The organism is Gordonia sp. NPDC003424 (assembly GCF_053588655.1).
In genome coordinates this window covers 134,342-161,317 of sequence record NZ_JBSFQJ010000001.1, presented here as the reverse complement: position 1 = coordinate 161,317, position 26,976 = coordinate 134,342, and the positions used below count along the sequence as shown (strand labels likewise).

Annotated in this window: 22 protein-coding genes and 1 pseudogene; 13 read left to right on the top strand and 10 right to left on the bottom strand. The window is 66.2% G+C overall.

Going from position 1 to position 26,976, the window contains the following annotated elements; all coding sequences use genetic code 11:
* From ACWDTI_RS00695 to ACWDTI_RS00685, 3 genes are all read left to right on the top strand, one after another.
* Complete coding sequence (locus ACWDTI_RS00695) at positions 1–1,284, top strand: glycosyltransferase (RefSeq protein WP_449736107.1); 1,284 nt, start codon at positions 1–3, stop codon at positions 1,282–1,284.
* The gene (locus ACWDTI_RS00690; protein ID WP_449736106.1) at positions 1,281–3,437 is read left to right on the top strand and encodes an ArnT family glycosyltransferase; all 2,157 of its coding nucleotides are present in this window, start codon (positions 1,281–1,283) and stop codon (positions 3,435–3,437) included. Before ACWDTI_RS00695 ends, ACWDTI_RS00690 begins: the two co-directional genes overlap by 4 nt.
* Before the next feature lie 144 nt (positions 3,438–3,581).
* Positions 3,582–4,802 carry a low temperature requirement protein A gene (locus tag ACWDTI_RS00685; protein ID WP_449736488.1) on the top strand — a complete coding sequence of 407 codons (1,221 nt, stop codon included), beginning with the start codon at positions 3,582–3,584 and terminating at the stop codon, positions 4,800–4,802.
* Between the two features lie 152 nt (positions 4,803–4,954).
* Here the strand turns inward: ACWDTI_RS00685 and ACWDTI_RS00680 are convergent, their stop codons facing one another.
* Positions 4,955–5,995 (bottom strand): LacI family DNA-binding transcriptional regulator, encoded by a 1,041-nt coding sequence (locus tag ACWDTI_RS00680; protein ID WP_449736105.1) that lies wholly within the window; start codon positions 5,993–5,995, stop codon positions 4,955–4,957.
* Positions 5,996–6,341: 346 nt separating this feature from the next.
* On the opposite strand from ACWDTI_RS00680, the gene manA reads away from it, so the two are divergent.
* The 3 genes from manA (at position 6,342) to purD (ending at position 11,190) form a co-directional block, all read left to right on the top strand.
* On the top strand, positions 6,342–7,541 hold the full coding sequence (manA, locus tag ACWDTI_RS00675) for a mannose-6-phosphate isomerase, class I (RefSeq protein WP_449736104.1): 1,200 nt from the start codon (positions 6,342–6,344) through the stop codon (positions 7,539–7,541).
* A 102-nt stretch (positions 7,542–7,643) separates the two neighbouring features.
* Positions 7,644–9,677, top strand: a complete 2,034-nt coding sequence (locus ACWDTI_RS00670) for a fructose-specific PTS transporter subunit EIIC (protein WP_449736103.1) — start codon at positions 7,644–7,646, stop codon at positions 9,675–9,677.
* 259 nt (positions 9,678–9,936) lie between these two features.
* Entirely contained in the window at positions 9,937–11,190 is a 1,254-nt protein-coding gene (gene purD / locus ACWDTI_RS00665; protein ID WP_449736102.1) for a phosphoribosylamine--glycine ligase, read from the top strand.
* A gap of 8 nt (positions 11,191–11,198) precedes the next feature.
* Here purD and ACWDTI_RS00660 read toward each other — a convergent pair whose 3' ends face one another.
* The 5 genes from ACWDTI_RS00660 to ACWDTI_RS00640 all read right to left on the bottom strand — a co-directional run bounded on the left by ACWDTI_RS00660 (position 11,199) and on the right by ACWDTI_RS00640 (position 16,343).
* On the bottom strand, positions 11,199–12,179 hold the full coding sequence (locus ACWDTI_RS00660; RefSeq protein ID WP_449736101.1) for an alpha/beta hydrolase: 981 nt from the start codon (positions 12,177–12,179) through the stop codon (positions 11,199–11,201).
* 260 nt (positions 12,180–12,439) lie between these two features.
* A complete protein-coding gene (locus tag ACWDTI_RS00655) occupies positions 12,440–13,054 on the bottom strand; it encodes a mycothiol-dependent nitroreductase Rv2466c family protein (protein WP_449736100.1) in 615 nt (204 codons plus the stop codon).
* A gap of 110 nt (positions 13,055–13,164) precedes the next feature.
* The gene (locus ACWDTI_RS00650) at positions 13,165–13,434 is read right to left on the bottom strand and encodes a metal-sensitive transcriptional regulator (protein WP_449736099.1); all 270 of its coding nucleotides are present in this window, start codon (positions 13,432–13,434) and stop codon (positions 13,165–13,167) included.
* A gap of 62 nt (positions 13,435–13,496) precedes the next feature.
* Positions 13,497–15,587 (bottom strand): MMPL family transporter, encoded by a 2,091-nt coding sequence (locus ACWDTI_RS00645; protein WP_449736487.1) that lies wholly within the window; start codon positions 15,585–15,587, stop codon positions 13,497–13,499.
* A 177-nt stretch (positions 15,588–15,764) separates the two neighbouring features.
* Positions 15,765–16,343, bottom strand: coding sequence for a TetR/AcrR family transcriptional regulator (locus ACWDTI_RS00640; protein WP_449736098.1), 579 nt, complete (start codon positions 16,341–16,343; stop codon positions 15,765–15,767).
* An 87-nt stretch (positions 16,344–16,430) separates the two neighbouring features.
* Here ACWDTI_RS00640 and ACWDTI_RS00635 point away from each other — a divergent pair, with 87 nt between their 5' ends.
* Positions 16,431–17,336: an SDR family oxidoreductase gene (locus tag ACWDTI_RS00635; protein WP_449736097.1), complete on the top strand. Its 906-nt coding sequence runs from the start codon at positions 16,431–16,433 to the stop codon at positions 17,334–17,336.
* Positions 17,337–17,338: 2 nt separating this feature from the next.
* Here the strand turns inward: ACWDTI_RS00635 and ACWDTI_RS00630 are convergent, their stop codons facing one another.
* Positions 17,339–17,809, bottom strand: a complete 471-nt coding sequence (locus tag ACWDTI_RS00630; protein WP_449736096.1) for a nucleoside deaminase — start codon at positions 17,807–17,809, stop codon at positions 17,339–17,341.
* A 100-nt stretch (positions 17,810–17,909) separates the two neighbouring features.
* On the opposite strand from ACWDTI_RS00630, the gene ACWDTI_RS00625 reads away from it, so the two are divergent.
* The 3 genes from ACWDTI_RS00625 (at position 17,910) to purB (ending at position 20,565) form a co-directional block, all read left to right on the top strand.
* Positions 17,910–18,503, top strand: coding sequence for a TetR/AcrR family transcriptional regulator (locus tag ACWDTI_RS00625; RefSeq protein ID WP_449736095.1), 594 nt, complete (start codon positions 17,910–17,912; stop codon positions 18,501–18,503).
* A gap of 54 nt (positions 18,504–18,557) precedes the next feature.
* Positions 18,558–18,953 (top strand): hypothetical protein, encoded by a 396-nt coding sequence (locus tag ACWDTI_RS00620; RefSeq protein ID WP_449736094.1) that lies wholly within the window; start codon positions 18,558–18,560, stop codon positions 18,951–18,953.
* A gap of 184 nt (positions 18,954–19,137) precedes the next feature.
* Positions 19,138–20,565, top strand: coding sequence for an adenylosuccinate lyase (gene purB / locus ACWDTI_RS00615; protein WP_449736093.1), 1,428 nt, complete (start codon positions 19,138–19,140; stop codon positions 20,563–20,565).
* A gap of 75 nt (positions 20,566–20,640) precedes the next feature.
* Here the strand turns inward: purB and ACWDTI_RS00610 are convergent, their stop codons facing one another.
* Entirely contained in the window at positions 20,641–20,934 is a 294-nt protein-coding gene (locus tag ACWDTI_RS00610; RefSeq protein WP_449736092.1) for a SelT/SelW/SelH family protein, read from the bottom strand.
* 35 nt (positions 20,935–20,969) lie between these two features.
* Between ACWDTI_RS00610 and ACWDTI_RS00605 the strand changes: the two genes are divergently transcribed.
* Positions 20,970–21,860 carry a phosphoribosylaminoimidazolesuccinocarboxamide synthase gene (locus ACWDTI_RS00605; RefSeq protein WP_449736091.1) on the top strand — a complete coding sequence of 297 codons (891 nt, stop codon included), beginning with the start codon at positions 20,970–20,972 and terminating at the stop codon, positions 21,858–21,860.
* 10 nt (positions 21,861–21,870) lie between these two features.
* On the top strand, positions 21,871–24,027 hold the full coding sequence (locus ACWDTI_RS00600; protein WP_449736090.1) for a S9 family peptidase: 2,157 nt from the start codon (positions 21,871–21,873) through the stop codon (positions 24,025–24,027).
* Positions 24,028–24,168: 141 nt separating this feature from the next.
* Here the strand turns inward: ACWDTI_RS00600 and ACWDTI_RS00595 are convergent, their stop codons facing one another.
* Entirely contained in the window at positions 24,169–25,710 is a 1,542-nt protein-coding gene (locus ACWDTI_RS00595) for a DHA2 family efflux MFS transporter permease subunit (protein WP_449736089.1), read from the bottom strand.
* Positions 25,711–25,730: 20 nt separating this feature from the next.
* Positions 25,731–26,240 (bottom strand): MarR family winged helix-turn-helix transcriptional regulator, encoded by a 510-nt coding sequence (locus tag ACWDTI_RS00590; RefSeq protein WP_449736088.1) that lies wholly within the window; start codon positions 26,238–26,240, stop codon positions 25,731–25,733.
* Between the two features lie 175 nt (positions 26,241–26,415).
* Between ACWDTI_RS00590 and ACWDTI_RS00585 the strand changes: the two are divergent.
* Positions 26,416–26,897, top strand: a pseudogene (locus ACWDTI_RS00585) (glutathione peroxidase).
* The last annotated feature ends 79 nt before the right edge of the window (positions 26,898–26,976 follow it).

Here is a 26,976-nt window from a genome sequence, read left to right as displayed (position 1 = left end):
ATGACAGCAGAAGCGCTCCCGATGGCCTCATCGCCCACCATCACCGTGGCCGACAGTTCCGCGCCGGCCCCCGTCCTCGACATCGTCGTGCCGGTCTACAACGAGGAGATCGACGTCGCGGAGTCGGTCCGCCGCCTGCGCGATCATCTCCGCACCCACGTTCCCTATCCGTCGCGGATCACGGTCGCCGACAACGCCAGCACCGATGCCACCCTGGCGATCGCGGCCGGACTCGCCGAGGAGATCGACGGGTTGCGCGTCGTCCACCTCGACCAGAAGGGTCGCGGCCGGGCGCTCAACGCGGTATGGCGGGCCAGTGACGCGGAGATCGTCGCCTACTGCGACGTCGACCTGTCCACCGACCTGAATGCGCTGATGCCGCTCATCGCGCCGCTCAAGTCGGGTCACTCCGACATCGCGATCGGCACGCGGCTGTCCCGGGGCTCACGGGTTGTGCGCGGACCCAAGCGCGAGTTCATCTCCCGCTCCTACAACCTCATCCTCCGCACCACCATGCGCGCCAAGTTCTCCGACGCGCAGTGCGGGTTCAAGGCGATGCGCACCGACATCGCACGACAACTGCTGCCCTACGTCGAGGACACCGGCTGGTTCTTCGACACCGAACTGCTGGTCATCGCAGAGCGCATCGGCCTGCGCATCGCCGAGGTCCCCGTCGACTGGGTCGACGACCCGAACAGCACCGTCGACATCGTCGCGACCGCCGTTGCCGACCTCAAAGGTTGCGCCCGCGTCGGCTACGCACTCGGCACCGGCCGGCTGCCGATCGCCGATCTGCGCGCCACCATCGGCCGCGATCGTGCGCCCGGCCCCCAGCTCGACGGCGTACCGCCGGGCTTCGTGGGCCAGCTCGCCCGGTTCTGCGTGATCGGGGTCGCCTCGACGATCGCCTATGCCGTGCTCTATCTGATGCTGCATGCGGTCCTCGGTGCGCAGGTGTCGAACTTCGTCGCACTGGCCATCACCGCCGTGCTCAACACCGCGGCCAACCGCAGGTTCAGCTTCGGCGTGACCGGTCGTGAGGGCGTGGTCAAGCATCAGCTGTTCGGTCTCGGCGTGTTCGTGTTCGGATGGTTGGTGACCGCCGGATCGCTGGCCGGTCTGCACGCGTTCGTGCCGGATGCGACCAAGCACGTCGAACTCGTGGTCCTGGTCGTCGCCAATCTGGTGGCCACCGCGACCCGATTCGTCGGGCTGCGCTGGGTGTTCCGTGGACACCTGCAGAACTCGGCAACCGTCACCGCAACGGAAGGAACCGCTCAGTGACCACCACCGTAGCCGGACCCCCGGCCACGTCACCCGTTCCGCCCGGCGCCCCCGCGCCCGGGCGGAACGCCCATATCTGGCAGCCCTTGTCGCTGGCGGGTCTGCTCATCGGCACGGCCGTGCTCTACATCGTCAACCTGTCGGCCAACGGCTGGGCCAACTCCTTCTACTCGGCGGCGATCCAGGCCGGCTCGCAATCGTGGAAGGCGTGGTTCTTCGGGTCGTCGGACATGGCGAACTCCATCACCGTCGACAAACCGCCCATGTCGCTGTGGATTCCGGGGATCTCGGTACGAGTATTCGGACTCAACTCGTGGTCGATCCTGATCCCGCAAGCGCTGATGGGCGTCGCGAGCGTCGCCTTGCTGTACCTCATCACCCGCAAGTACTTCGGTCACTGGGCGGGTATCGTGGCCGGTCTGACGTTGGCCGTGACTCCCGTTGCGGCACTGATGTTCCGGTTCAACAACCCGGACGCCCTGCTGGTGCTGCTGATGATCGCGGCCGTGTGGGCCACGCTCAAGGCCATCGAGGATGGCCGGCTGCGCTGGATGATCCTCACCGGCGTGTTCGTCGGATTCGGGTTCCTCACCAAGCAGTTGCAGGTGATGCTGATCGTGCCGCCGCTGGCGATCACGTATCTCGCGTTCGGGCAGCACAATTGGGTCAAACGAATCGGACATCTGTTCGCGGCGCTGGGCGCGCTGATCGTCAGCGCGGGCTGGTGGATCCTCGCCGTGGAGCTCTGGCCGGCATCCTCGCGGCCGTGGATCGGCGGCTCCCAGAACAACTCGATCCTCGAACTGACCTTCGGCTACAACGGTTTCGGACGTCTCAACGGCAACGAGACCGGCAGTGTGATGCCCGGTGGCGGCCGCATGAGCGAAATGTCCGGCTATGCGGGGGCATTCGGTGCACCCCCCGGTGGTGGACCCGGCGGTCGTGGCGGTATGTGGGGCGAGACCGGCATACTGCGCATGTTCGAACCCGCCCAGGGCGGTCAGATCGCCTGGCTGATCCCGACCGGACTGGTCCTCGCCGTGGCCGCCCTGGTCATCATCGGCAGGGCGCGGCGCACCGACCTCCGACGCGCCTACATCGCCGTGTGGGGTCTGTGGTTGCTCGTCACCATGGGCGTGTTCAGCTTCATGGCCGGCATTTTCCACAGCTACTACACCGTGGCGCTCGCGCCGGCGGTGGCGGCGGTCGTCGCGGGCGGTGCAGCGGTGTGTTGGACTGCGCGTGAACGACTCTGGGTCCGGGTCGTGCTGGCCGCAGCGGTGTGGATCGCCGCGATCTGGGGCTTCGCCCTGCTCGGCCGCTCACCCGACTTCGTGCCGGTGTTGCGCTGGATGGTGCTGCTCGTCGGTATCGTCAGCGGCTTCGTGATGCTGGTCGCCCACCGCGCCTACTTGTCGATCGTGGCGCTGACGACGGCGATCATCGCGGGGTTGGCCGGCCCCGTCGCGTACACGATCAACACCGTCGCGACGCCAAAACAAGGCTCGATCATCAGTGCCGGTCCCCGCGTCAGCGGTGAATTCGGTCCTGGTGGAGGCGGATTCGGCGGGCGACACGCCGGTATGCGCGGCCCGGGCGCCACGGGTGGCATGTGGGGTCGAGGTGGCGGCGCCGGACAGGCCGGTCCCGGAGGCACACAACCGCCCGGCGGCGCCGGAACCGGTGCGGCTCAAGGTGGCCCGGGTATGGCGGGTGGATTCGGCGGCCCCGGCGCCGCGGGCGGACCCGGCGGCATGAGCGCCGAAGGCGGTATGGGTGGTCCCGGCGGGCTGCTCAACGGCTCCAAGCCGAGCGCGGAACTGGTGACCATGCTGCAGACCGATGCCGACAAGTTCACCTGGGCCGGTGCGGCCGTCGGGTCCAACGAGGCCTCGGGGTATCAGCTGGAATCGGGCTACTCGGTGATGCCGGTGGGCGGATTCAACGGCACCGATCCGTCGCCGACCCTGGAACAGTTCCAGAAGCTGGTGGCCGAGAAGAAGATCCACTACTTCCTCGGTGGTGGACGCGGCTTCGGCAACTCGGACACGGCACGGCCGTCGGCTCAGATAGCCGAATGGGTGAAGGCGAACTTCGCCGCGCAGACGATCGACGGCACCACCGTCTACGACCTGACCACGCCGAACAGCTGACCGTCGCATCCGCTCCCTCGTTCCGGACCCGCGTACTCGATCGATGCCGCGGTTTCCGGACGGGGGAGCGGATCATGAGCCCGCCGGCCGATCAGCCCTTACAGTTCGACTGTGACGCTCTCCATCGGACATCCGTTGCGGCGGATGCAGGGACGTGACCCGCACGAGGTCGGGCGGGTCGCCACCAGCCTCGAGTTGTTCTACGACCTCGTCTTCGTGGTCGCCTTCTCGGTGGCCGGGACGCAGGTCGCGCACCAGCTCGCCGAAGGGCACTACCAGGTGGCGATCGTGGGCTACCTGCTGTGCACCTTCGCCGCGATCTGGGCCTGGATCAACTTCGCCTGGTTTGCGTCCGCCTTCGACACCGACGACTGGTTCTTCCGGCTCATCACCCTCGTCCAGATGATCGGCGTGGCCATCATCGCCCTCGGTATCCCCGACGTGTTCACCTCGATGAACGAGCACGAGCATGTGGACAACCACGTGCTGGTCATCGGCTACATCGTGATGCGTGTCGGCATGGTCGCTCAGTGGTTGCGTGCGGCGGCGCAGAGCCGGCAGTACCGGCAAGGGTGCCTGACCTACGCGACCATGACGTTGGTCGCACAGATCGGGTGGATCACGGTTCTGATCGTCGACATGAGGCCGCTGCCCACGCTTCTCGCAATGGCCGGTTGCGTCCTGGTCGAGCTGTCCGGACCGTGGATCGCCGAACACTTCACCGCCGGAACCCCGTGGCACGCCCACCACATCGCCGAACGCTATTCGCTGCTCACCATCATCACGCTCGGCGAGGGTGTGGTCGGCACGGTCGCGGTGCTCGGGGCACTGATCGAAGTCGAGGGCTGGTCGGTCGAGACCGCGGTACTCGGCTTGGCCGCCATGGGCGTCACCTTCGCGATGTGGTGGATGTACTTCATCGTGCCGGTCGGCGACGCTCTGCACGCGCACCGCGAGAAGAGCTTCGTCTGGGGCTACGGTCATATCGTCGTCTTCATGGCGGCCGCGGCGGTCGGCGCGGGCCTGCACGTCGCCGCGCTCTACATCGAACACGAAACCCACATCGGGCCGGGCGTGGTCGTCGCCACCGTGGCCATCCCGCTCGGCATCTATTGCCTCGGCGTGCTGGCCATGTACGACTATCTACTGCCTTTCGATCCGCTCTCCGTACTGCTCGGCTTCGGGGTGATCGCGCTGCTCGTCACCGCAGTGTGGCTGGCGGCAGCGGGTGTATCGGTGGTCGTTGCCGTCGTGGTCGCCGCACTCGCCCCGGTGCTGGTCGTCGTGCTCGACGAGGCGTTCGGGGTGCCACGCAGGGCTCAGGCGCTGGCGTCGATCGGGGTGGACGTGCAGCAGATGCCGTGATCTGCGAACGCCGGTCGGCTCACACTCGGCACGGCTGCAGTCCCACCGATACCCCCCACGGAATCGACATGGTCGCTCAACGGTCACATTTTGCGATGTCGAGGGCGAACGTCCGGCCACGTCCCTCAGGTACGTCGATCCAGTGAGAAGTCTCAGGCGCCGGCGACGAGCGCCGACGGGGCGCGTTCTCCCGATCCGCGTCGGATCAACGTTGCGGGCAAGGTGACCTGGCGGGGCGGATGCTCGTCGCCATCGAGGCTCTCGAGGATCAGCTCGGCAGCCTTCTCGCCCATCTCCACCGGGTCGTTCGTGATGACGGAGATGCCCAATGCAGGTGCCAGGTCGAAGTCGTCGAAGCCGATGAAGGCCGTGGTGCTGTCGTTGCTGGACAGCAGCATGTTGAGGACGCCGATGCTGATCCGGTTGTTCAGCGCGAGGATCGCGGTTGGGGGCTCGGGCAGGGCGAGGAGTTCTTCGGCTGCGTGCTGCGCAGCATCAGTGTCCTGAACTCCGGTTCTTACGAGGTTCGGGTCGATGTCGAGGTTGCCGTCGCGCATCTCGTCCTCGTATCCGCGTAGCCGTTCGGAAGCCGTGAAGACTTCCGGGTTGTCGGCGATGACGGCGATGCGGCGGTGTCCGTTCGATATGAACTCGCGGACCGCGGACGCCGCACCCCCATGGTTGTCACGGACGACACTGTCCGCGGCGATCGTCATGGAGGGACGGTCGACGAACACGATCGGCATGCCGAGTTGTCGCTCGATCTCGAGATATTTGTGATCGCGCGCCACGGGTACGACGACGAGGCCCTTCACGCGGCGCTCGAGCAGGCCACGGGTCAAGGCTTCCTCACGGTCGGGATCGTCGTCGGCGGATGCGAGGAAGAGCTCGGTCTGCCGTGCGCGGAGATTGCGTTCAAGACCCGCGCCGACACCGGCGTAGAACGGGTTGTCCAGCGTGCCGATCACGAGGGCGACAGCCTGTGTGCGTGCGCCTTGGCGCAGTTCTCGAGCGACGCGGTTGGGTCGGAATCGGAGCTTGGCGGCTGCGTCGATGACCTGCTGGCGGGTTTCGGGTCGAACGTGTGCTTCGCCGTTGATCGCCCGCGCGACGGTCTTCACGCTCACTCCGGCCAGCATTGCCACGTCCTGCAGAGTCGCCGGCGTCTGAGGGCTCGGATTCGAGGGGGACATGGCGTCATCCTATCTGCTTGCGTGACCCGAAGCTCGGTGCGGACCGCTTGTCTGTCGATGTCAATCAGACTACACCGAGCAGCTCGTCGATTCGATAGTCGTATCTCTTGAGCTGCAAGTATGTGGCGTCAGCATCCAATGTCATCGTTGTCAGAAAGTTATTGACAACGATGACATTGCGAGGTTAGCGTGGACACATCGGTCAGCCGGGAACGGTTTCGGACCGGGCGGTTGGGTAAGGCGGCGGAGCAATCGGCCGCCTGGTGCGGCGGGACCTGTTCGCACGGATCTCCGATGACGTACCCATCCACCGAATTTCTGCACAAGAAGACTCAAAGGAAGCCCCGTGACCGTCCTTTATCAGATGTCCAACCCGATCCGGTCCTACGCGTGGGGCGACGTGTCCACGCTGGCGCAGCTCCAGGGGCGCGAGCCGTCCGGCGAACCGGAGGCCGAGCTGTGGGTGGGTGCCCACGTCAGCGGGCCGTCGACCATTCGGCGCGACGGCCGCGATGTTCCGGTCACCGAGGTACTGCCGCAGACGGTGGGGTCGGCCGGCGACGGGACCTTCCCGTTTCTGATGAAGATCCTGGCGATCGCAAAGCCGTTGTCACTGCAGGTTCACCCGACGGCAGAACAGGCCGCCGAGGGCTTCGACCGAGAGGATGCGGCCGGCATCGCGATCGACGCACCCGACCGCACCTTCCGGGACCGGTTCGGCAAGCCGGAGGTCGTCGTCGCGGTCACGCCGATGCTGATGCTCAACGGAGAACGTGATCGGGCACAGCTCGCTCGTGTGCAGCGTGAGTTCGGGTTCGCGTGGCTGCAGCAGGCGCTCGAGGAGTCGAGCGGGTCGGTCATCAAGACGGTGCTGTCGTGGCCCGCACGACGCTGGCAGCACGCGCTGGCCGAAACCCGCCGGGTACTCCAGGGTGCCGAGGTTTCCGAGAGTTCCGACCAGCTGCGTCGGGACGTCGTCGACGCCTACGCGACTCTTTTCGAGAGCTTTCCCGACGACCGTGGCGTGCTGGTCGCCCTCTGCATGCACCTGCTTCGGCTCGAGCCCGGCCAGGCCGTCGCGACCACGCCCGGCCAGCTTCACGCGTACCTGTCCGGCACCGCCATCGAGATCATGGACAACTCCGACAACGTGCTTCGCGCGGGCCTGACCCCCAAGCATGTCGATGTCGATGCCCTGATCACCGTCACCCGAGACCAGCAGGATCTGCCGACGTTGATGCGGCCGGTGCAGGTCGCCGACGGCATCACGGTCTACCGGTTATGGCGCGACGACATCGCCCTGTGCCGGGTAGATGTCGACGACCAGGTCGAGTTCTGTTCTCCCGGAGGGCTTTCTGTTGTGCTCGCGCTGTCCGGGGAACTGTGCGTCGCGACCGCCGAGCAGAGCCTTCCGTTGCGACAAGGGCACAGCCTGCTGTGCGTCGGTGAGCCTGCGGCGCTCACCATCACCGGCCATGGAGTCGCCTACATCGGTGTCGACATCGGTGTCGATCGGCTTCGCAGCTGTTCCGAGGCGAGGTGGTGACCAGTACAGATCGAGACGCGCACGCAGAGAACATGATCGACCCCGAACAACTTGCTCCGAAGCGTTGAGCCGAGCCACAACCCACGAAGGCAGACAATCACAATGAACGACATACCGAAGAAGATCCTCGCGATCACCGCGTGTCCCACTGGTATCGCGCATACCTACATGGCGGCCGAGAAGCTCACCGAAGCTGCAGAGGCCAAAGGGTATTCGATCCGCGTCGAGACCCATGGCTCGATCGGTGTCGAAAACGAGTTCACTCAGAAGGAGATCGACGACGCCGATGCGATCGTCATCGCCGCCGACAAGCAGATCGACACGTCCCGATTCGCAGGTAAAAGGCTGGTTCGTGCCCGGGTCTCCGAGGGCATCCACGACGGCGCAGGGCTGATCGACCGCGCCCTGGCGGCGGAACCGGCCGCTGGTGTCGCCACCCGCGCCGAGGCCACCGGCGAGCGCGAGTCGGTGCAGGCCACCATCTACAAAGTGCTGATGAACGGTGTGTCACACATGATTCCGTTCGTGGTCACCGGTGGTCTGATGATCGCCGTCGCGCTGTCGTTGGGGGGTACACCCACCGCAACCGGACTCAAGGTCGAGCCCGGAACCTTCTGGGACTCCGTTCTGCAGATCGGGACTCTGGCCTTCACCTTGATGGTTCCGATTCTGTCCGGCTACATCGCGTACGCCATCGCGGACCGCCCCGGGCTTGCTCCCGGCATGATCACGGGCATCATCGCGGTCACCGGGTCGCTATACGGATCCGAGTCCGGTGCAGGATTCATCGGCGGCATCATCACCGGCTTCCTGTCGGGGTATCTGGCATTGGCGCTCAAGAAGATACCGGTGCACAAGTACTTGGCGCCCATCATGCCGATCATCGTGATCCCGGTGGTCACCACGGTCACTGTGGGCTTGTCGTTCGTCTACATGTTCGGCGGGCCGATCGCTGCGGCGTACACCTCGCTCACCACTTTCCTGGAAGGTATGCAGGGCAGTGCCGCGATCGTGCTGGGTCTCGTCCTGGGCGCCATGATCAGCTTCGACATGGGTGGGCCGGTGAACAAGACCGCCTTCCTCTTCGCCGGCGGTCTCATCGCAAGCGGCAACGCAGCGCCGATGGGTATGGTCGCCGCGGCGATCGCGGTTCCTCCGCTCGGCATGGGTGTGGCCACGCTGATCCGCCGGGGCCTGTTTACCGAACAGGAACGCGAGTCCGGGATCGCGGCACTGTTCATGGGCTTCTTCGGTATCACCGAAGGCGCCATCCCGTTCGCTGCCGGCCGCCCGCTGCAGGTCATCCCGGCCAACATTGCCGGCGGTGCCGTCGCCGGAGCTTTGGCCGGTGTACTGGGAGTGACCGACCACGTGATGCACGGGGGGCCGATCGTCGCGGTACTCGGAGCGGTCGGTCGACCCTTGCTGTTCGTGGTCGCGATCGCCGCGGGCGTCGCCGTCACCGCGCTTCTGGCCGTGGTCTTCATCAAGCCCCGGAAGACGAAAACCGAAACGGCTGAAGCCATCTCCGAGGTGGACGGCGTCTCGGGCGCATCGAACTCGTCGGTGGGCGCCGCGGCGATCACCGAATCGACCCCCGTCTCGTCATCGTCGACCACTTCGTCGGGCGGTGTGACCCTCGTCGAGGCGCCACGCACCGAAACCGCGGCGAGCGAATCGTCGATCCGCGACTACCTCAACGTCGACACCGTGATCTTCGAGCCGGTTGCCACCGACCGCGACGGGTTGATCGCCGAATTGGCTCGACGCGGCCTGCAGACCGGGCAGGTGAGCGACGTCGACGCTGTCGTAGACAAGGCCATCGCCCGCGAGGCGCAGAGCAGTACCGGGGTCGGCATGGGCATCGCCATTCCGCACGCGAAGTCCGACGGTGCCAACTCGCCGATGGTGGCCTTCGCCCGGATGCCCGGTGGGATCGACTGGAGTTCACTCGATCGCAAGCCGGCGAACCTGATCTTTCTGATCAGTGTTCCGGAAGCGCAGGCGGGCACCGAACACCTGAAGATCCTCGCAGCCCTGTCCAGGGCCCTGGTCAAGAAGGAGTTCCGTACCGCCTTGCTCTCGGCCACGACGGAGCAGGAGATCGTCGATCTCTGTGCCGCCAACGTGCGCTGAGCACCAGCACAGCCGGGCCCCGCTCACCGCAAGGTGTGCGGGGCTCGGTCGATTCGGTTTGCGATCGGTGCCACCACCCGGCACCGATCGAAAGCAATTCGCCTGGTATCGCGTCGTGGCGGTAGCCTGGTTTCGGCTGCAATCCCGGTGCTGCAAAGACGGGCGATCGGGTGGGAGTCACCGGGAGCTACTTCCACTCGCGCCCGTACCAGCACATGAACGAACCCACCGTCGGGTGGCACCCACTAGAGTCATCACCGTGCGCGTACTCGTGATCGGCTCGGGCGGCCGCGAACATGCCCTGCTCCTCGGACTGTCCCAGGACCCCTCGGTGACCGAGCTGCACGTGGGACCCGGCAACGCCGGGACCTCGACGCTCGCCACCAACCATCCCGTCGATGTCGCGTCCTCGGAAGAGGTTGTGGCGCTGGCCAAGAAGGTCGAGGCCGACCTCGTCGTCATCGGGCCCGAAGTGCCGCTGGTGCTCGGCGTGGCCGACGCGCTGCGCGACGCGGGTTTCGCGACCTTCGGCCCGAGTGCGGCAGCCGCCCAGATCGAGGGCTCGAAGGCGTTCGCCAAGGACGTGATGGCGGCCGCGGGCGTCCGCACCGCCCACAGCGAGGTCGTCGACAATCCGGCCAAACTCGATGCGGCGCTGGATCGATTCGGTCCCACCTGGGTGGTCAAGGACGACGGACTCGCGGCCGGCAAGGGCGTGGTGGTCACCACCGATCGGGCGGTGGCCCGCGACCATGCCGCCGAATGCCTGGAAAGCGGGCACCCGGTGCTGCTGGAGAGCTTCCTCGACGGCCCGGAGGTGTCGCTGTTCAGCCTGGTCGACGGCACCACGGTGGTGCCGCTGATCCCCGCCCAGGATCACAAGCGCGTCGGGGACAACGACACCGGACCGAACACCGGAGGGATGGGCGCGTACACCCCGCTGCCGTGGCTGCCCGCGGAGATCACCCGGGCGATCGTCGACGACGTGGTGAAACCCGTTGCGGCCGAACTGGCCAAGCGTGGAACCCCGTTCTCCGGACTCCTCTACGCCGGTCTCGCGATCGGTCACGACGGACCCTCCGTCGTTGAATTCAACTGCCGCTTCGGTGATCCGGAAACCCAAGCCGTGCTCGCGCTGCTGAAATCGCCTCTGGGACAAGCGCTCAACGCGACCGCAACCGGCACCCTCGACGACCTGCCGCCGTTGGAATGGGAAGACGGTGCGGCCGTCACGGTCGTGATCGCCGCCGAGAACTACCCCGGCAAACCGCGCACCGGTGACGTCATCAGCGGTGCCGACGCGCAAGGGGTCCTCCACGCGGGGACCGCCCGCAACGCCGACGGCGATGTGGTGTCGGCCGGTGGACGGGTGCTGGCCGTGGTCGGCACCGGCGCCGACCTCGCCGAGGCCCGCGCACTGGCCTACGAGCGCATCGCCGGCATCAAGCTGGCCGGTTCACATCACCGCACCGACATCGGCAAGGCCGCACTCGAGGGCCGCATCAGCCTCTGAGGAGAATCTCAGCGGGCCAGATTGCGGCCCAGGAACTCGACGTGATCGGGCAGGACGCTGCGCCAGTACCGGTTGGTGTGGCCGCCGGCGGACGTGCCGAACGCTGCCGGCGGATGCAGACCGGCCGCCCATTGGCGCGTGTAGGTGAAGAACTGGTCGCTCGAGCCGATGGCGATCAGGAGGGGGATCTTGGCGAACGACTGTTGTTGCCCGAACAGCGAATTCGCTTCATAGTCCTCGAAGGAATCAAAGGCGCGGGGCGGGTAATTGCGCGGATCGGCCCACAGCGCGGGAGAGCTCACGCCGATCGCCGCCACCCGCGGGGCCCCGAGCAACGCCCCGATCCGCAGGGCCCCGTAGCCGCCCATCGACCAGCCGTACAGGCCGATGCGTTCGGTCGACAGGTCGAGCTCGTCGTTGGACGCCAGCATCGGCAGGAACTCGTCGAGCACCATCGCCGCCGCGTCGGTCCCGTCGAGTCGCGGGTGATAGTAGTTCCGGCCGGCTTCCGCGGATGCCAGCGCGAACGGCGGGTTGCCGGCGTCCACATAGGTCTGCAGCGCGCTCTGCATCTCCAGCTTCGACGAGAAGATGGATTCCTCGTTGGTGTTCAAGGCATGCAGCACGACGACCACGGGAAGGGTTCCGCTGACCCCGTTCGGACGCGACACCGCCCACTTGGTCTCGCGGCCGCCCATCTTGGCGGAGACGAAGCTCCCGGTGATCACCGGTGGGGCACCCGGGGTGCGAGCGGCGCCCGTTTCGGTTTCGGACGGCAGCTCGTCGTCGGCGGCATGGGTTTCCAGCTTGCGCGGCTCGACCGTCGTCGATTGCGCCGGCGAGCATGCGGCCAGGGCGCCGATCGTCGCGATCCCGATCCCGCCGGCCAGCACCGAACGACGACCGACCCGGCCGGGGCGATGCCCGGTCGGGTCGTCAGATGTCGGTTCCTGCGCGCCGCACGGTGATCCGGAGTGCTCGAATGTCATCGACCCACAGGGTACTGGCCATTGCGGTGCTGCCCGAACCCAACGCACCCCGCCGCACACAACTTGTGACCGATCTTGCAGCGCTCGCCGAAGGAGGCCGGTGTCAGTGCGTCTTTTCGGGCGACCCGTGTTTCGCGTTGCCGGAATGGCCCGGGCACCATTGCTCGGGTCGAACCGACGCCCGCACCTGTTCGATGTGCTCGCCGCAACCGGCCCAGGTGGTCTTACCGCAGACGCGGCATTGAGTGGGATAACACATGTCAGGCTGCTTCCTTCAAGTTGGGTGGACCGACGCGTGGCCGCTCCATCTGTACAAAGGCGGGGCTCGTGGCCATCGCGACCAGTCCGTCGAACAGACGGTCCGCCTCGTCTGGGGTCGGGATCTCGGTGAGTACCGGCCCGAAGTAGCCGCGGCCGTCGACGACGGTGATCGGGCTCCCGCCGGGCCCGCCGAGTGCCTCCTGGCTTCGCCGATGAGCGTCGGCGACGGCGTCATCCCAGCCGTCGTCGTCCATCGCGGTGGCCAGGTCCGGGTCCAGACCACAGTCGGACAGTGCGGCGCGCGCGACGTCGTCGGTCAAGGCCAGCCCTTCGGTGTGCAGGCGGCGGCCCAGCGCCATGTAGAGGTCCCGCATCGGACCGAGCGTTGCGGTGGCGGCGAACAGCCGGCCCGCTCGGCGCGAGGCCACCATCCGGTCGGCGTGTTCACCGGTCATCGCTGTGCCCTCGTTGAGGGTCGCGAGGCTCATCTGACGCCAGACCGGCCGAACACCGTGCCGTGGTGCGGTCCCGGCCAGCCAACGTGACGTCACCCAGCCGTACGGGCAGGCCGGATCGACGTAGATCTCCACCGTCGGAACGTGATTGGTCACCATGTCACCGGTTGGTGCGCGGGTAGTAGGCCGATCTGCCGGTCGATGCCGGGCGCGGGGTGGCCCGGGTCGTGATGGACCCGATCTGCATGGTTCCGTCCTCTCGGTGGATGTCAGGCGAGCGCGAGGAAGAGCTTCTCCAGCTGCTCCTCGGTCATGGGCTCGCCGCTGTCGGCCTCGTCGCCGGTGAGGCACTGCCGAAGTCCCGTCGCCACGATCTTGAAGCCCGCACGGTCGAGTGCGCGGGACACCGCGGCCAGCTGCGTGACGACGTCCTTACAGTCGCGTCCCTGCTCGATCATCGAGATCACCCCGGCCAGTTGGCCGTGTGCTCTGCGTAACCGGTTGAGCACCACGGTGATTGCTTCGTCATCTCCGACCATGTCAATCCCTCTTTTCCTGCGTCGATCACTCGCCACTATACCCTATGGGGTATCAGCGTGAATCAATGGCTGAACGAGATCCGCGGAAGGATGCGCTCGAGCCAGCGCGGCGTCCACCACGCGCCGTGGCCGGTGATGCGGAGCAACACGGGCAGCAGGATCAGCCTGATCAGCGTTGCGTCCAGCAGGACGGCCACGCCGAGGATAATACCCATCTCCTTGGGCGGAAGTGGTTGCGCCAGTGCGAAGGTGAAGAACACCGCGACCATCACCGCAGCCGCCGCGAAGATGATCCGGCCCGAATAGGTGAGGCCGTTGATCTGTGCGGTGACCGGATCGTCGGACTGTTCGTAATGCTCCTTCGCCGTGGCGAGCAGGAACACGGTGTAATCCATCGCGATCGCGAAGATCATCGCGAAGAAGAAGACCGGCCCCCAGCCGTCGAGGAATCCTTGCGGGTGGAAACCGAGCAGACCGGCACCGTGGCCATCCTGGAAGATGAGCTTCGCCACCCCGAACGCGGCGGCCGTCGAGAGGAGGCTCACGAGCGTGCCGAGCAGCGCGATCAGGGGTGCGCGCAGCGCGACCAGCAGCAGGAGGAAGCCGAGGGTGAGAATCACGCCGACGATGACGGGGAACCAGGTGTTCAGCGCATGTTGCAGGTCGAGGTTCTCGGCCGGAGCACCGCCGACGAGCGCGTCGGGCGGTAGGTCGGTGCGCAGCGTCGTGAGAATGTCGCCCATCCGTTGATCGGACGGATCGACGTTCGGAATGGCTTGCAGCATGACAAGATTCGAATCATCCTGCGCCACCTGCGGTGGCGTCACCATCGCGATGCCTTCGGATTTCGCGGCGATTGCCGCGGCCTGCGTGGCGTCCGATTGATCGACGACGATCTGCAGGGCGCCGGGTGCGCCGTCGCCCATCGCCTGCTGGACGACGCTGTAGCCCTGGCGGACCGGTGCATCGTCCGGGACGACGTTGATCGACGGCATGGCGACCTTCAGCCCGAGAACCGGCAACGCCAACAGGATCAGAATCGCCACCGAACCGACCGCGAACGGCCACGGATGCCGGTGCAGCAACTCACCCCACCTCGCGAACCGTGGCGAATGATGCTGCTGGCGCTTGGCCCACGGGAGCGAGCCCGCGTTGACCTTCGGCCCGAGCGCGGCCAGCACGGCGGGCAGCAACGTCATCGTCGCGGCGAGGACGAAAACGACGGCCAGCATGATGCCCACCGCCATCGTGCGCACCGCGGGTGCGGGGACCAGGAGCACGGCCGACAAGCTGACGAGAACCGTCAGTCCCGACAGCAGCACTGCTTTACCCGCCGTCTCCATCGTCTCGACGGCCGCATGCTGCGGTTCGTCGTGCAGCATCATCGCAGCGCGGAACCGGGACACCATGAAGAGCGCGTAGTCGATGCCGAGCGCCAAGGCGAACATCATGGCAAAGTTCATCGCCCACACCGAGATCGGGCTGATCGTGTTGAGGAGGACGAGGCCGCCGGCGGACGCGACGAGTCCGGCGATCGTCAGCAGCAGGGGCAGGCCGGCCGCCACCAGCGACCCGAACGCGACCACCATGATCGCCAGGGTGATCGGCCAGGAGAACATCTCGGCCTTGATCATCGCCTCGTGGTTGGCCTTGTTGAAATCGCTCCACAATGCCGATGCGCCGGTCGGGTACACCGCGATATCGTTGGTACCCAACGCTGTCAGCGCTTCCTTGTGGTCATCGACGGCCTTCACCATGTCGTCGGTGGAACCGTTGGCCCCGATCAGCACGATGCCGGTGTGTCCGTCGGCGCTGATCGTCGAATTGGGTTGGGGCGCCACGACCGCGGCGAACCGGGCGTCCGAGGCCGCGATCTGTTCGATGTCGTCGACGACCTGCTGGACTTGCGGACTCATGATCGGCGTCGAGTCGGAATGGATCACCACCTGCACGGCCGCAGACGAATTGCCGCCGAAATGTTCTTGCGCCAGTTGACGAACCGCGACCGACTCCGAACTGTTGGCCTGCCAGCCGGCGCCCGCGAGCGAGCTGAACACACTCGGTGCGACCGCACCCAGCCCGATCACCAGCAATGCCCAGATGCCGAACACCCAGCGGCGGTGGGTCGCCGTCCAGTGGCCCAGGTGGCCCATCGGGCCGATCCTCTTGCCGTGCTCCGGAGTGGTCTCCGGATTCGCGGTCGTCGTCACGTGTCCTCCTCATACCCATGGGGGTATCTGCGTCTCGGACGAAAAATACCCCATGGGGTATGAACGAGGCAACACGCGGGCTGTGTGCGGTGCGGGACATCGCTGGTCGACCGCGTTAGATCAGTGGATGTTTCGGGCTTCCGCGACCGCGCGTAGTCGATCGAACGAGTCGGCGATGACCTCGGTGAGGTCTCGATCGTTGTCGGCCGCCACCCATTCGGCAAAGGAGACCTTGAACACGGCGACCCCCGCCTCGGCCGCGAGCCGGGCGTCCACCGGACTCACGCCACGGGCCAGCAGGCGCGTGGTGAGGGCATCGGTGAGCGTCGCCATCTTCAGCAGCTCCCGTTCTTGCAGTTCGGGATTCGCGTCGATCACCGCCTGGCGTCGTCGCGACCATGGGAGTCGGTCGGTGAAGAAGGCCGTCGCCGCCGCCCGGATCGCCGTTCCGACGGCATCCAGTGGCGACAACTCGGCCGGGGCGTCGTCGAGTGCGTCGACCATCGCATGTTCCAAGGCGTGGCCACCGTCGAAGAGAACCTCGCGCTTGTCGCCGAAATGGCGGTAGAAGGTGCGTTCGGTCACGCCCGCCCGGGAGGCGATGTCGGCCACCGACGTGCTCTCGTAGCCGTGGTCGACAAACAGATCCAGCGCCGCCATCTGCAGGCGCATTCGCGAATCCGTCGGCCATCGTCCCATTTGTCGAGGATACGTGATGACAGATCCTGACATCAGGCGTACCGTAGTTCATGTCAGAATCTGACATCAACTACTTGAGGAGTGTCCATGCGGGTCTTCATCACCGGCGCGTCAGGTCACGTCGCCTCCGCCGTCATCCCGGATCTGCTCGACGCCGGACACCGGGTCGTCGGCCTCGCTCGTTCCGACGCGGCGGCGACAGCGGTCGCGGATCGTGGCGCGGAGGTCATCCGCGGCGATCTCACCGACCTCGACGTCCTCCGCACCGCCGCTGGCGAATCCGACGGCGTCATCCACCTCGCGTTCCGGCACGAGCTGATGCAGGTGGGCGACCTGGCGGGTGCCGCAGCGTCGGATCTCGCCGCCGTCCGTGCCATGGGCGAGGTGCTGGCCGGAACCGGAAAACCCATCGTCGGAACGTCGGGCACCTTGATGCTCGCGTTGATGGGGATCACCGATCGGCCCGGCACCGAGCGCGACGTGTTCGACGGCGGCTACCGGATCGACGCCGAGAACCTGATCATTGGGTTGGCCGACGAGGGAGTCCGGTCCTCGGTCGTCCGGTTGCCGCCGTCGGTGCACAGCGACCTCGATCACCACGGGTTCGTCCCGTCGTTGATCGGATTCGCCCGTGACAACGGCTTCGCCGGCTACCTCGGGGAAGGACACAACCGCTGGCCCGCGATGCACACGCGCGATGCCGCCCGTCTCTACCGTCTGGCGCTCGAATCGGCGCCCGGCGGCACCATCCTGCACGCGATCGGCGACGACGGGGTCGAGTTCCGGGACATCGCTGCGGCCATCGGACGCGGACTCGGAATACCCACGGCCACAGTCGAACCCGATGATGCATCACGCCGGTTCGGCTTCCTCGCGGGGTTCGTCGGGGCGGACAATCCGGTTAGTGCCGACATCACCCGAGAACTGGTGGGGTGGAAACCGGAGTATCCCGGACTGATCGAGGACATCGACGCGGGCCACTACTTCGGCTGAGGTCAGGGATGCCAGAACCCGGCGTGCACCTCGCGGGCGGCGGGCATGTCGAACGGCCCGCGCACGGTGGTCGGGTGGGCACCCCGGGCGAACACCTCGCGACACGGCAGCGCCAACGTGGGGTTGGCCGGATCGTCGCCGGTGAGTGAGCGCAGGTCGGCCTCGGCAAGGGCGAAAACGACCGTGGGGACACCCGCCCAGTAGATGGCCCCCGCACACATCGCGCACGGTTCGGTACTGGTGTACAAGATCATCTGGCGACGAGATTCCGGCGCGAACCGGGCGCCCGCATCGCGCACCAGATTGGTCTCCGCGTGGCCGGTCGGATCCGAGGCGGTGTTCACGCTGTTCTGCGCGGTCAACACGACGTCGCCGTTCTGGTCGACGAGCAAGGCGCCGAAGGGATGATCGCCGCGGGCGCGCGCCGCGGCGGCGAGATCGATGGCCCTGTGCAGGAAGTCCTCGTCGTCCATGAGGACATGGTTGCACCCCACGATCCCCGATTCCGTGACAGGACGGTCGCGTTTGGGAAAAAGCAGCACGTGGCGACCGGCGCCTTGGCAGCATGATTCCATGACATCGGCGGCGACCCCGAAAGGGCTTCGACGACGCTCTCGACTCATCGAGGCGGCCGGTGCATTGCTGCTCGAGGGCGGGTTCGACGCCGTCCGACATCGCGCCGTCGCCGAACGCGCACAGCTACCCCTGGCGTCGACGACCTACTACTTCGGGTCGCTCGAGGATCTGATGGGCGAGGCCGCCGGCTGCATCTGCCGCCACGACGAGGACGCGATCGCCGCGCGTTGTGAGGCGTTGCCCCGCAGGCGGCGCGGCGACTCGGCCACTGCGGATGCGCTCGCAGAGGTTTTCGTTGGTCCCGACACCACCATCGAGGAATTGGCCGCGCGCTACGAGATGATCGCGCTCGCCGCACGGTATCCGCGGCTGCGTGAGGTGGTCGTGGACCGGCGGCTCGCACTGTCGTCACGCCACGCGGATGTCCTCGACAAATCGGGGAGGATGGCCGACCCGGTCCACGTCGGCCAGCTGATCGCGTTGGAGGACGGCGCCGTCGTAGGCGCGTTGGGGCTGTCGCAGGTGACACCGTTCGCGGCTGCTCGCGACGCGTTGCATGATGTCATCGAGGTGCTTGCGCCGCGACAGTGACCGCGGGCATCGGGGGAGGTGGCGACGAGCCACACGAGACACGAGGGGGAGTCGGTGTCCAGAGTGGGGATTCGGGCAGCGGTGGGCGTCGCGATCGCGACGGTGATCGCCGGGTTCGCCGGCCAGGGCGATGCGCAGGCCGCACCGGCGGGTCCGGTCGATGCGGGAGTGCCGTTCTCGTCGGTCGTCTACGGCACCGGCTGTACCTACACGCTGTGGGTGCCGGTGAATTCGTCGGGGACCGTGACCTTCTGGGAACGACGACAGGGATTCCCGGAACGGATGATCGGCTCGGACGTGCCCGACGGCACCTCGGCCACCTTCACCTGGGTGCCACGCACCATCGGCGACCGGCTCGTCTACGCCAAACAGAACGGGATCACCGGTCCCGCCACGGTGATCAAGGTGCACCAGGGCTACGGTTCCGGGGGCGTGTGCTTCGCGCTCTGATCCGGGGCTGTCTCTACTCCGCCCCCTGAGGCGCTGGTGAGCGCCCGGGGCGTGGCATCACCCTCCGCTCCCTGAGGCGCTGGTGAGCGCCCGGGGCGTGGCGTCACCCTCCGCTCCCTGAGGAGCCCGCGAGCGTAGCGAGCGTGCGTCTCGAAGGGCCGCAACACACCACTACACTGTCCACGTGTCGAAGCCTGTCATCACCAACGTCCTGGCCAGCCGATATGCCTCCGCCGACCTCGCGGAGCTGTGGTCGCCACGTCACAAGATCGCGCTCGAGCGCCAGCTCTGGATCGCCGTGCTCAAAGCGCAGCGCGACCTCGGGATCGACGTGCCCGACGGCGCGATCGAGGACTACGAGCGGGTGGTCGACCAGATCGACCTCGACTCCATCGCCGACCGGGAGCGCGTCACCCGCCACGATGTGAAAGCCCGCATCGAGGAGTTCAACGCGCTGGCCGGGCACGAACAGATCCACAAGGGCATGACCAGCCGCGACCTCACCGAGAACGTCGAGCAGCTGCAGATCCTCCGCTCCCTGGAACACGTCCATGCGCACGGTGTCGCGGTGCTGGCCCGCATCGTCGACCGCGCCGCGCAGTATTCGTCGACCGTCATGGCCGGCCGCAGCCACAACGTGGCCGCACAGGCCACCACTCTGGGAAAGCGGTTCGCCAGCGCCGCCGACGAGCTGATGATCGCCCTCACCCGGCTTCGGGAACTCATCGACCGGTATCCGCTGCGCGGCATCAAGGGCCCGATGGGCACCTCCCAGGACATGCTCGACCTGCTCGGCGGTGACGCGGTCAAACTCGCCGATCTCGAGACCCGCGTCGCCGAGCACCTCGGATTTGCGCGCTCCCTGATCTCGGTCGGCCAGATCTATCCGCGGTCGCTGGATCACGATGTGGTCTCCGCGCTGGTGCAGACCGCGGCCGGGCCGTCGTCGCTGGCCCACACCATCCGGCTGATGGCCGGCCACGAGCTCGTCACCGAGGGCTTTCAACCCGGACAGGTCGGCAGCTCGGCGATGCCGCACAAGATGAACACCCGCAGTTGCGAGCGCGTCAACGGTCTTCAGGTGGTGCTGCGCGGGTACGGCTCGATGGCGGCCGAGCTTGCCGGTGCGCAGTGGAACGAAGGCGACGTGTTCTGCTCGGTCGTGCGCCGGGTCGCACTCCCGGACGCGTTCTTCGCCATCGACGGACTGATGGAGACGTTCCTGACCGTGCTCGCCGAATTCGGTGCCTACCCCGCGGTGATCGCGAACGAACTCGACCGCTACCTCCCGTTCCTCGCCACCACCAAGGTCCTGATGGCGTCGGTGCGCGCGGGCGTCGGCCGCGAGGCCGCGCACGAGGCGATCAAGGAGAACGCGGTCGCCGTGGCGCTCGCGATGCGCGAGGAGGGTCGCGAGCCCGACCTGCTCGACCGCCTGGTCGCCGACGACCGCATTCCGCTCGACCGAACCCAACTCGACGACGCACTCGCCGACAAGAAGGCGTTCGTCGGTGCCGCCGAGCAGCAGGTCGCCGACGTGATCGCCGCCGCGGAGCAGATCATCGAGCAGTATCCCGACGCAGCCAAGTACACGCCCGCGCCGATCCTCTGAGGAGCCTGCAAAGATTGGCTCCCTCAGGGACCTCCGAGGGCAATATCCCCTCGGTGGCCCTTCAAGGGGCTGATCTCAGTCGGTTGACCCTGCGGAGCGGTCGGCATGCCCAAGATTCCAATCCGGCAGCGCGACATCGCGGACCAGGCGCTTGACGGTGACCACATCCGGGAACCCGCCGTCGCGCTTGCGTTCCCACACCTGCTGGCCGTCGACGTCGATGTGGAACACGCCGCCGGTGCCGGGCACCAGGGTCACCGCGCCCAGTTCGGTACCAAAGGTGTTGAGCAGTTCACTCGCCATCCATGAGGCGCGCAGCAGCCAGTTGCATTGAGTGCAATACGTGATCGTGACGCGCGGGCCGGTCATGCGATGGAGCCTGTCATACCTCTAGTCTCGATGCCATGCGTCCCGAATTGTCCTCGTACCGGCATCTGGCCTCGGGCAAGGTGCGTGAGATCTATGAGATCGACGACGACACGCTGCTGATGGTCGCATCAGACCGCATCTCCGCCTACGACCACATCCTCACCCCGGAGATCCCCGACAAGGGCCGCATCCTGACCGCCATGAGCTTCTTCTGGTTCGACGAGCTCGGCGTGCCCAACCACCTCGCCGGTGGCCCGACCGACCATCGCATCCCCTCCGATTGTGTCGGCCGCTCGATGGTCGTGCACCGGCTCCCGATGGTGCAGGTGGAATGCGTCGCGCGCGGCTATCTCACCGGCTCCGGACTGATCGACTATCGCAGCACCGGCGCGGTGTGCGGGGTCGAGCTGCCCGCCGGGCTCGACGAGGCGAGCAAGTTGCCGGAACCGATCTTCACCCCGGCCACCAAGGCCGAGCTCGGCGATCACGACGAGAACATCAGTTTCGATCGCGTCGTGGCACTCGCGGGTGAAGACCTCGCGGAGAAGCTGCGATCAACCACCCTCGACATCTACGGCCGCGGGGCCGACATTGCCGCTGATCGGGGAATCATCCTGGCGGACACCAAGTTCGAGTTCGGACTCGGCGAAGAGGGCGAGTTGGTGCTCGCCGACGAGGTACTCACCCCGGACTCGTCCCGCTATTGGGAAGCCGCGACCTACCGGCCCGGTGAGGTGCAGCCGAGCTTCGACAAACAGATCGTGCGGAACTGGCTCACCGGACCCGAATCAGGCTGGGACCGCGCCGCCGACAATCCGCCCCCGCCGCTGCCGGATAGCGTCGTCGAACGCACTCGACAGCGATATATCGAGGCCTACGAATGGATTTCGCAGAATTCCTTCGCCGACTGGCCTGCCGAAGACTAGGAGTATCGCTGTGAGCGACGACGCCACCACCGCGTCCATCGAACCGACCGCGCCGGTCGCCAAGAAGGTCCCGACCGAGCGCACCCATCACGGCGACATCTTTGTCGACGACTATGAATGGTTGCGCGACAAGGACGATCCCGAGGTCATCGACTATCTGAAGGCACAAAATGCCTTCACCGAGGCGCACACCGCGCAACTCGACGGACTGCGCAAGCAGATCTTCGGCGAGATCAAAAGCCGCACACAGGAAACCGACATGTCGGTGCCGAGTCGGCGGGGTCGCTACTGGTACTACGCACGCACCGTCGAGGGCAAGCAGTACGCCATTCGGTGTCGCTGCCCGATTCGTGCCGACGACGACTGGACCCCACCGGAGGTTGCAGACGCCGGAATGCCCGGCGAGGAGATTCTGCTCGACGCCAATGCCGAGGCGGAGGGCCATGACTTCTTCAGCCTCGGCGCACTGACTGTCAGCGACAGCGGGGACTGGCTCGCCTACAGCACCGACGTCGTCGGCAACGAGCGGTACACGTTGCGGTTCAAGAACCTTCGGACCGGTGAACTGCTGGCCGACGAGATCGCCGACACGGCGGGCGGGGCGGTGTGGTCGGCCGACGCGAAACACGTCTTCTATCAGACCGTCGACGAGGCATGGCGCCCGGACACCGTGTGGCGACACGACATCGGTGCCGGCACCGACGACATCAAGGTCTTCCACGAACCCGACGAACGGTACTGGGTCGGGATGGGCTCCACCCGCAGCGACAAGTACCTGATGATCGGTGTCGGATCGAAGATCACATCCGAGTGCTACGTCTTGCCGGCCGACGACCCGACCGGCGAATTCCGCAGCATCGCACCGCGCGTCGAAGGCGTCGAGTACAACGTCGAACACACGGTGATCGGCGGCGACGACTATTTCGTCATCGTGCACAACGATATTCGGGATGGCGCGAAGGCAGAGAACTTCGCCATCGACATCGCACCCGTCGACGATCCGGCCGCCCGTCGCGAGCTCATCGGCCATGACACCGCACGCCGCATCGAGGATCTCGACGCATTCCGGGACTACCTCGTCCTGTCCTACCGGCGGGATGCGCTGCCCAAGATCGCCATCGCCGATCTGCGGCAGATCAACGGAATACCCACGGCCGCAGAGTTTCACGAGGTCACCTTCGACCAGGAACTGTACTCGGCAGGCCTCGGCGGCAACCCCGAATGGGTGACCCCGCGCCTACGCATCGGCTACACCAGCTTCATCGAACCCACCGAGGTGCTCGAACTCGACGTGGCAACCGGCGAACGGGTACTGCTGAAACGCCAAGCGGTTCTCGGCGGTTACGATCCGGACGACTACGTGCAGACCCGCGAATGGGCCGTCGCCGCCGATGGCACCCGGATTCCGCTGTCCATCGTGCGGCGCAAGGGTGTCGACGAGAACAAACCCGCGCCTCTGCTGCTCTACGGATACGGGTCGTACGAGGCGAGTATCGATCCGTCGTTCTCGGTGTCGCGGCTGTCGATGCTCGACCGCGGTGTTGTGTTCGTGCTCGCCCACATTCGCGGTGGCGGAGAAATGGGCCGCTACTGGTACGACAACGGCAAGACGCTCACCAAGAAGAACACCTTCACCGACTTCGTCGACTCGGCACGCTACCTGGTCGAGACCGACTGGACGACGCCGCGGCAGATGGTTGCCGAGGGCGGGTCGGCGGGCGGACTGCTCATGGGCGCGGTGGCCAACCTGGCACCCGAGCTCTTCAACGGCATCCTGGCGTCGGTACCGTTCGTCGACGCGCTCACGTCGATCTTGGATCCGTCGTTGCCGCTCACCGTGATCGAGTGGGACGAGTGGGGTAACCCGCTGCACGATCCCGAGGTCTACGCCTACATGAGGTCGTACTCGCCTTACGAGAACGTCGAGGCCAAACCGTACCCACCGATCCTCGCCGAGACCTCCCTGAACGACACCCGCGTGCTGTTCACCGAGGCGGCGAAATGGGTTGCGCGACTCCAGGAGAAGAGCACCTCCGGCAATCCCGTCCTGCTCAAGACCGAGATGTCGGCCGGCCACGGCGGCGTCAGTGGCCGTTACAAACAGTGGGAAGAGATCGCCTTCGAGATAGCGTGGATACTCCAGCAGACAGGTGCGGTGACCACGTAGTTCGACGCAACGCGCCCGGCACCGTGATTGGTGCCGGGCGCGTTGGCGTTTGCGGATCGTCTTCCGCTCGCGGGTGTTCTCCGCTCGTCGAGATGCCTTCCGCTCGCGGGTTATTCTCCGCTCGTCGAGCTTGTCGAGTCGTCAGTGCATGACGATCGGCGCGCGATCCATGTCCTCTTCGATCAGCGGGGACTCGATCTTCTTGCGGGGCAGGAACAGCGCCGGGATGAAGGTCACCGCAACCAGGATCGCCGCCACCACAAAGGTGTTGCCGAACGCCTCGGCCGCATGCTCAAAGGCCGACGGCGGCACCGGCATGCCCTGCAGTGCATCGGGATTGGTGTTGGAGACGATCGCGAGGCCCGCATCGGCGGTCGACTTCAGGTTCGAAGCCAGGATCACCGCGATGATGGCGGTACCGATCGACGACGCGGTCTGCTGGACCACATTCACCAGGGTCGATCCGTCGGGGACCTGCGAGTTCTTCAGCGTCGCAAGCGCGGCCGACATGATCGGCATCATCGTCATACCCATGCCGAGGCCCTGGACGAACAGGGCGCCGCACAGGATCCAGTACGACGTGTCCGCGCCGAGGAACACGAACGTGCCCATACCGAGGAAGATCAACACAATGCCGGCGAGAACGAACTTGCCCGGGCCGATCTTGTCGGTCATCTTGCCGGCGATCGGCATGGTCAGCATCGCACCAATACCCTGAGGTGCCAACAACAAACCGGCCGAGAGTGTTGTCGCGCCGCGCACGCCGATGAAGTACTGCGGGTAGAGCAGTGAGGCACCGAAGAACGCGATCATGAACAACGTCATGGCGATCACCGCGATCGAGAGTGTGCGGTTGCGGAACAGGCGCAGGTCGAGCAATGGATTCTTGCTACGCAATGCGTGCCAGATGAACGTGACGATCAGCACCGCGCCGACGATGGCCGGGATCAGCACCTTGGCCGAGATGAACGTGCCGGCCTCGGAGCTCGACGAGATGCCGTACAGGAACAGCGCGAGTCCCGGTGAGAGGAGCAGCAGTCCGACGATGTCGATGGTGGGTCGTGCGGTCGACTCGTCGTCGCGCAGCGCGAACCACGAGTAGATGATCGCGATGATCCCGATCGGCACGTTGATCAGGAACACCCAGTGCCACGAGGCCTTCTCGATGAGCAGACCGCCCAGGATCGGACCGCCGATGGGGCCGAGCAGCATCGGGATACCGAGCACCGCCATGACCGAGCCGACGCGTTCGGGACCGGCAGCCTTGGTCAGGATCATCATGCCGATGGGCATGAGCAGACCGCCGCCGAGACCCTGGATCACCCGGAAAGCGACCAGCGAACCGATGTTCCAGGCCAGCGCGCACATCGCGGAGCCCAGGACGAACAGCACCAGTGATGTCAGATAGACCTTCTTGGTACCGAAACGCGAGGCGGCCCATGAGGACAACGGGATGACCGCGGCCAGGGCCAGGGTGTAGCCGGTCATCGTCCAGGCGGCACCGGCGGCATCCGTGCCGAACTCCCGCTGGAAGGTGTTCTGCGCCACGGAGACGACGGTGACGTCGAGGATCGACATGATGGCGCCGAGCACGACGACGCCGGCGACGATCAGCACGTGCCGGTCGAGTTTGGTGTCCGGCGGGCCCGCGTGGGCGTGGGCCGGCGTTGACGAGGAGGCCATGATCCGACTTTCTGTGGGAGTTATTGGGCGTTGGTGGTTTCGGGGAGAGCGAGCCCGGCAAAGAAGTCGACGTCGCTGTCGACGATCGGGTTCAGGGCATCGCACAGCTGCGTGCGGATGTCGCCGGGGAGGCGCGAGACGAATGCTCGGATGAGGTCCTGCTTGATACTCAGCTGCGCGTCGACGATCGTGCGGCCCTCGTCGGTCAGCGTGACCCGCTTGACCCGGCGATCGGCGGTGTCCTCGCGCCGGTCGACGAGCTCGGCGCCGACGAGTTTGTCGACCGTCCGCCCGGTCGCGGCCAGCGACAGGTGGATCTGGTCGGCGATGTCGTTCACCGACATCGCTTCGGCTGCCGAATCATGGGCAGCGAGTGCGAACAGCACCCGCAGCTGTGAGAAGGTCAACTCGGTGGTCGCCAACGACTCCATGGTGTGTTGTTTGCCGAGGCAGGCGAGGCGATCCAGGAAGTCGATGAGCGTCGTGCAGGTCGACTCGACCGAGCCCGCATCCGCAACGGATGGGGGCATGATGGTTTGCTCGGCGAACGACACGAAGACAAAACTAACGCAGACGCAACTATTTCGACGACGCAAGTAATGGTGAGATCGGACATAGCGGGCGATGCGCGTGATCGTCGTCATATCGCAGGTCGAAGAGCCCCCGATGGGAGACAGGGCTCTGCGGCGTAGCTAGCGTCGTGGCATGAGCACAATCAAGGACATCCCCGTCAATGCGCTCGACGGCAGCGCCCTGAATCTCGCCGATTTCTCGGGTCCCCTGTTGGTGGTCAATGTCGCCAGCAAGTGCGGCCTCACACCCCAGTACACCGGACTCGAGGAGCTCGCGACGACCTACGGCGACCGCGGGCTCACCGTCGTCGGCATGCCCTGCAATCAGTTCATGGGCAGGAACCCGGCACCGCCGACGAGATCGCCACGTTCTGCTCGACCACCTACGGCGTCACCTTCCCGCTGCTCGAGAAGGCCGACGTCAAAGGCGACGACCAGCATCCGCTCTACTCGGCGCTCACGCAGGCCGCCGATGCCCGGGGCGAGGCCGGCGACGTGCAGTGGAACTTCGAGAAGTTCCTGGTCGACGCCGACGGCACCGTGGTGAACCGCTTCCGTCCCCGAACCGAACCGAACGACCCGGCCGTCATCTCGGCCATCGAAGCGGTCCTCTGACCCGTCGATTGGGCGTCGCTTCGCGTCGAGTGGGCGTCGCTTCGCGTTGACTGGGCGTCACTTCGCGTCGAGTGGGCGT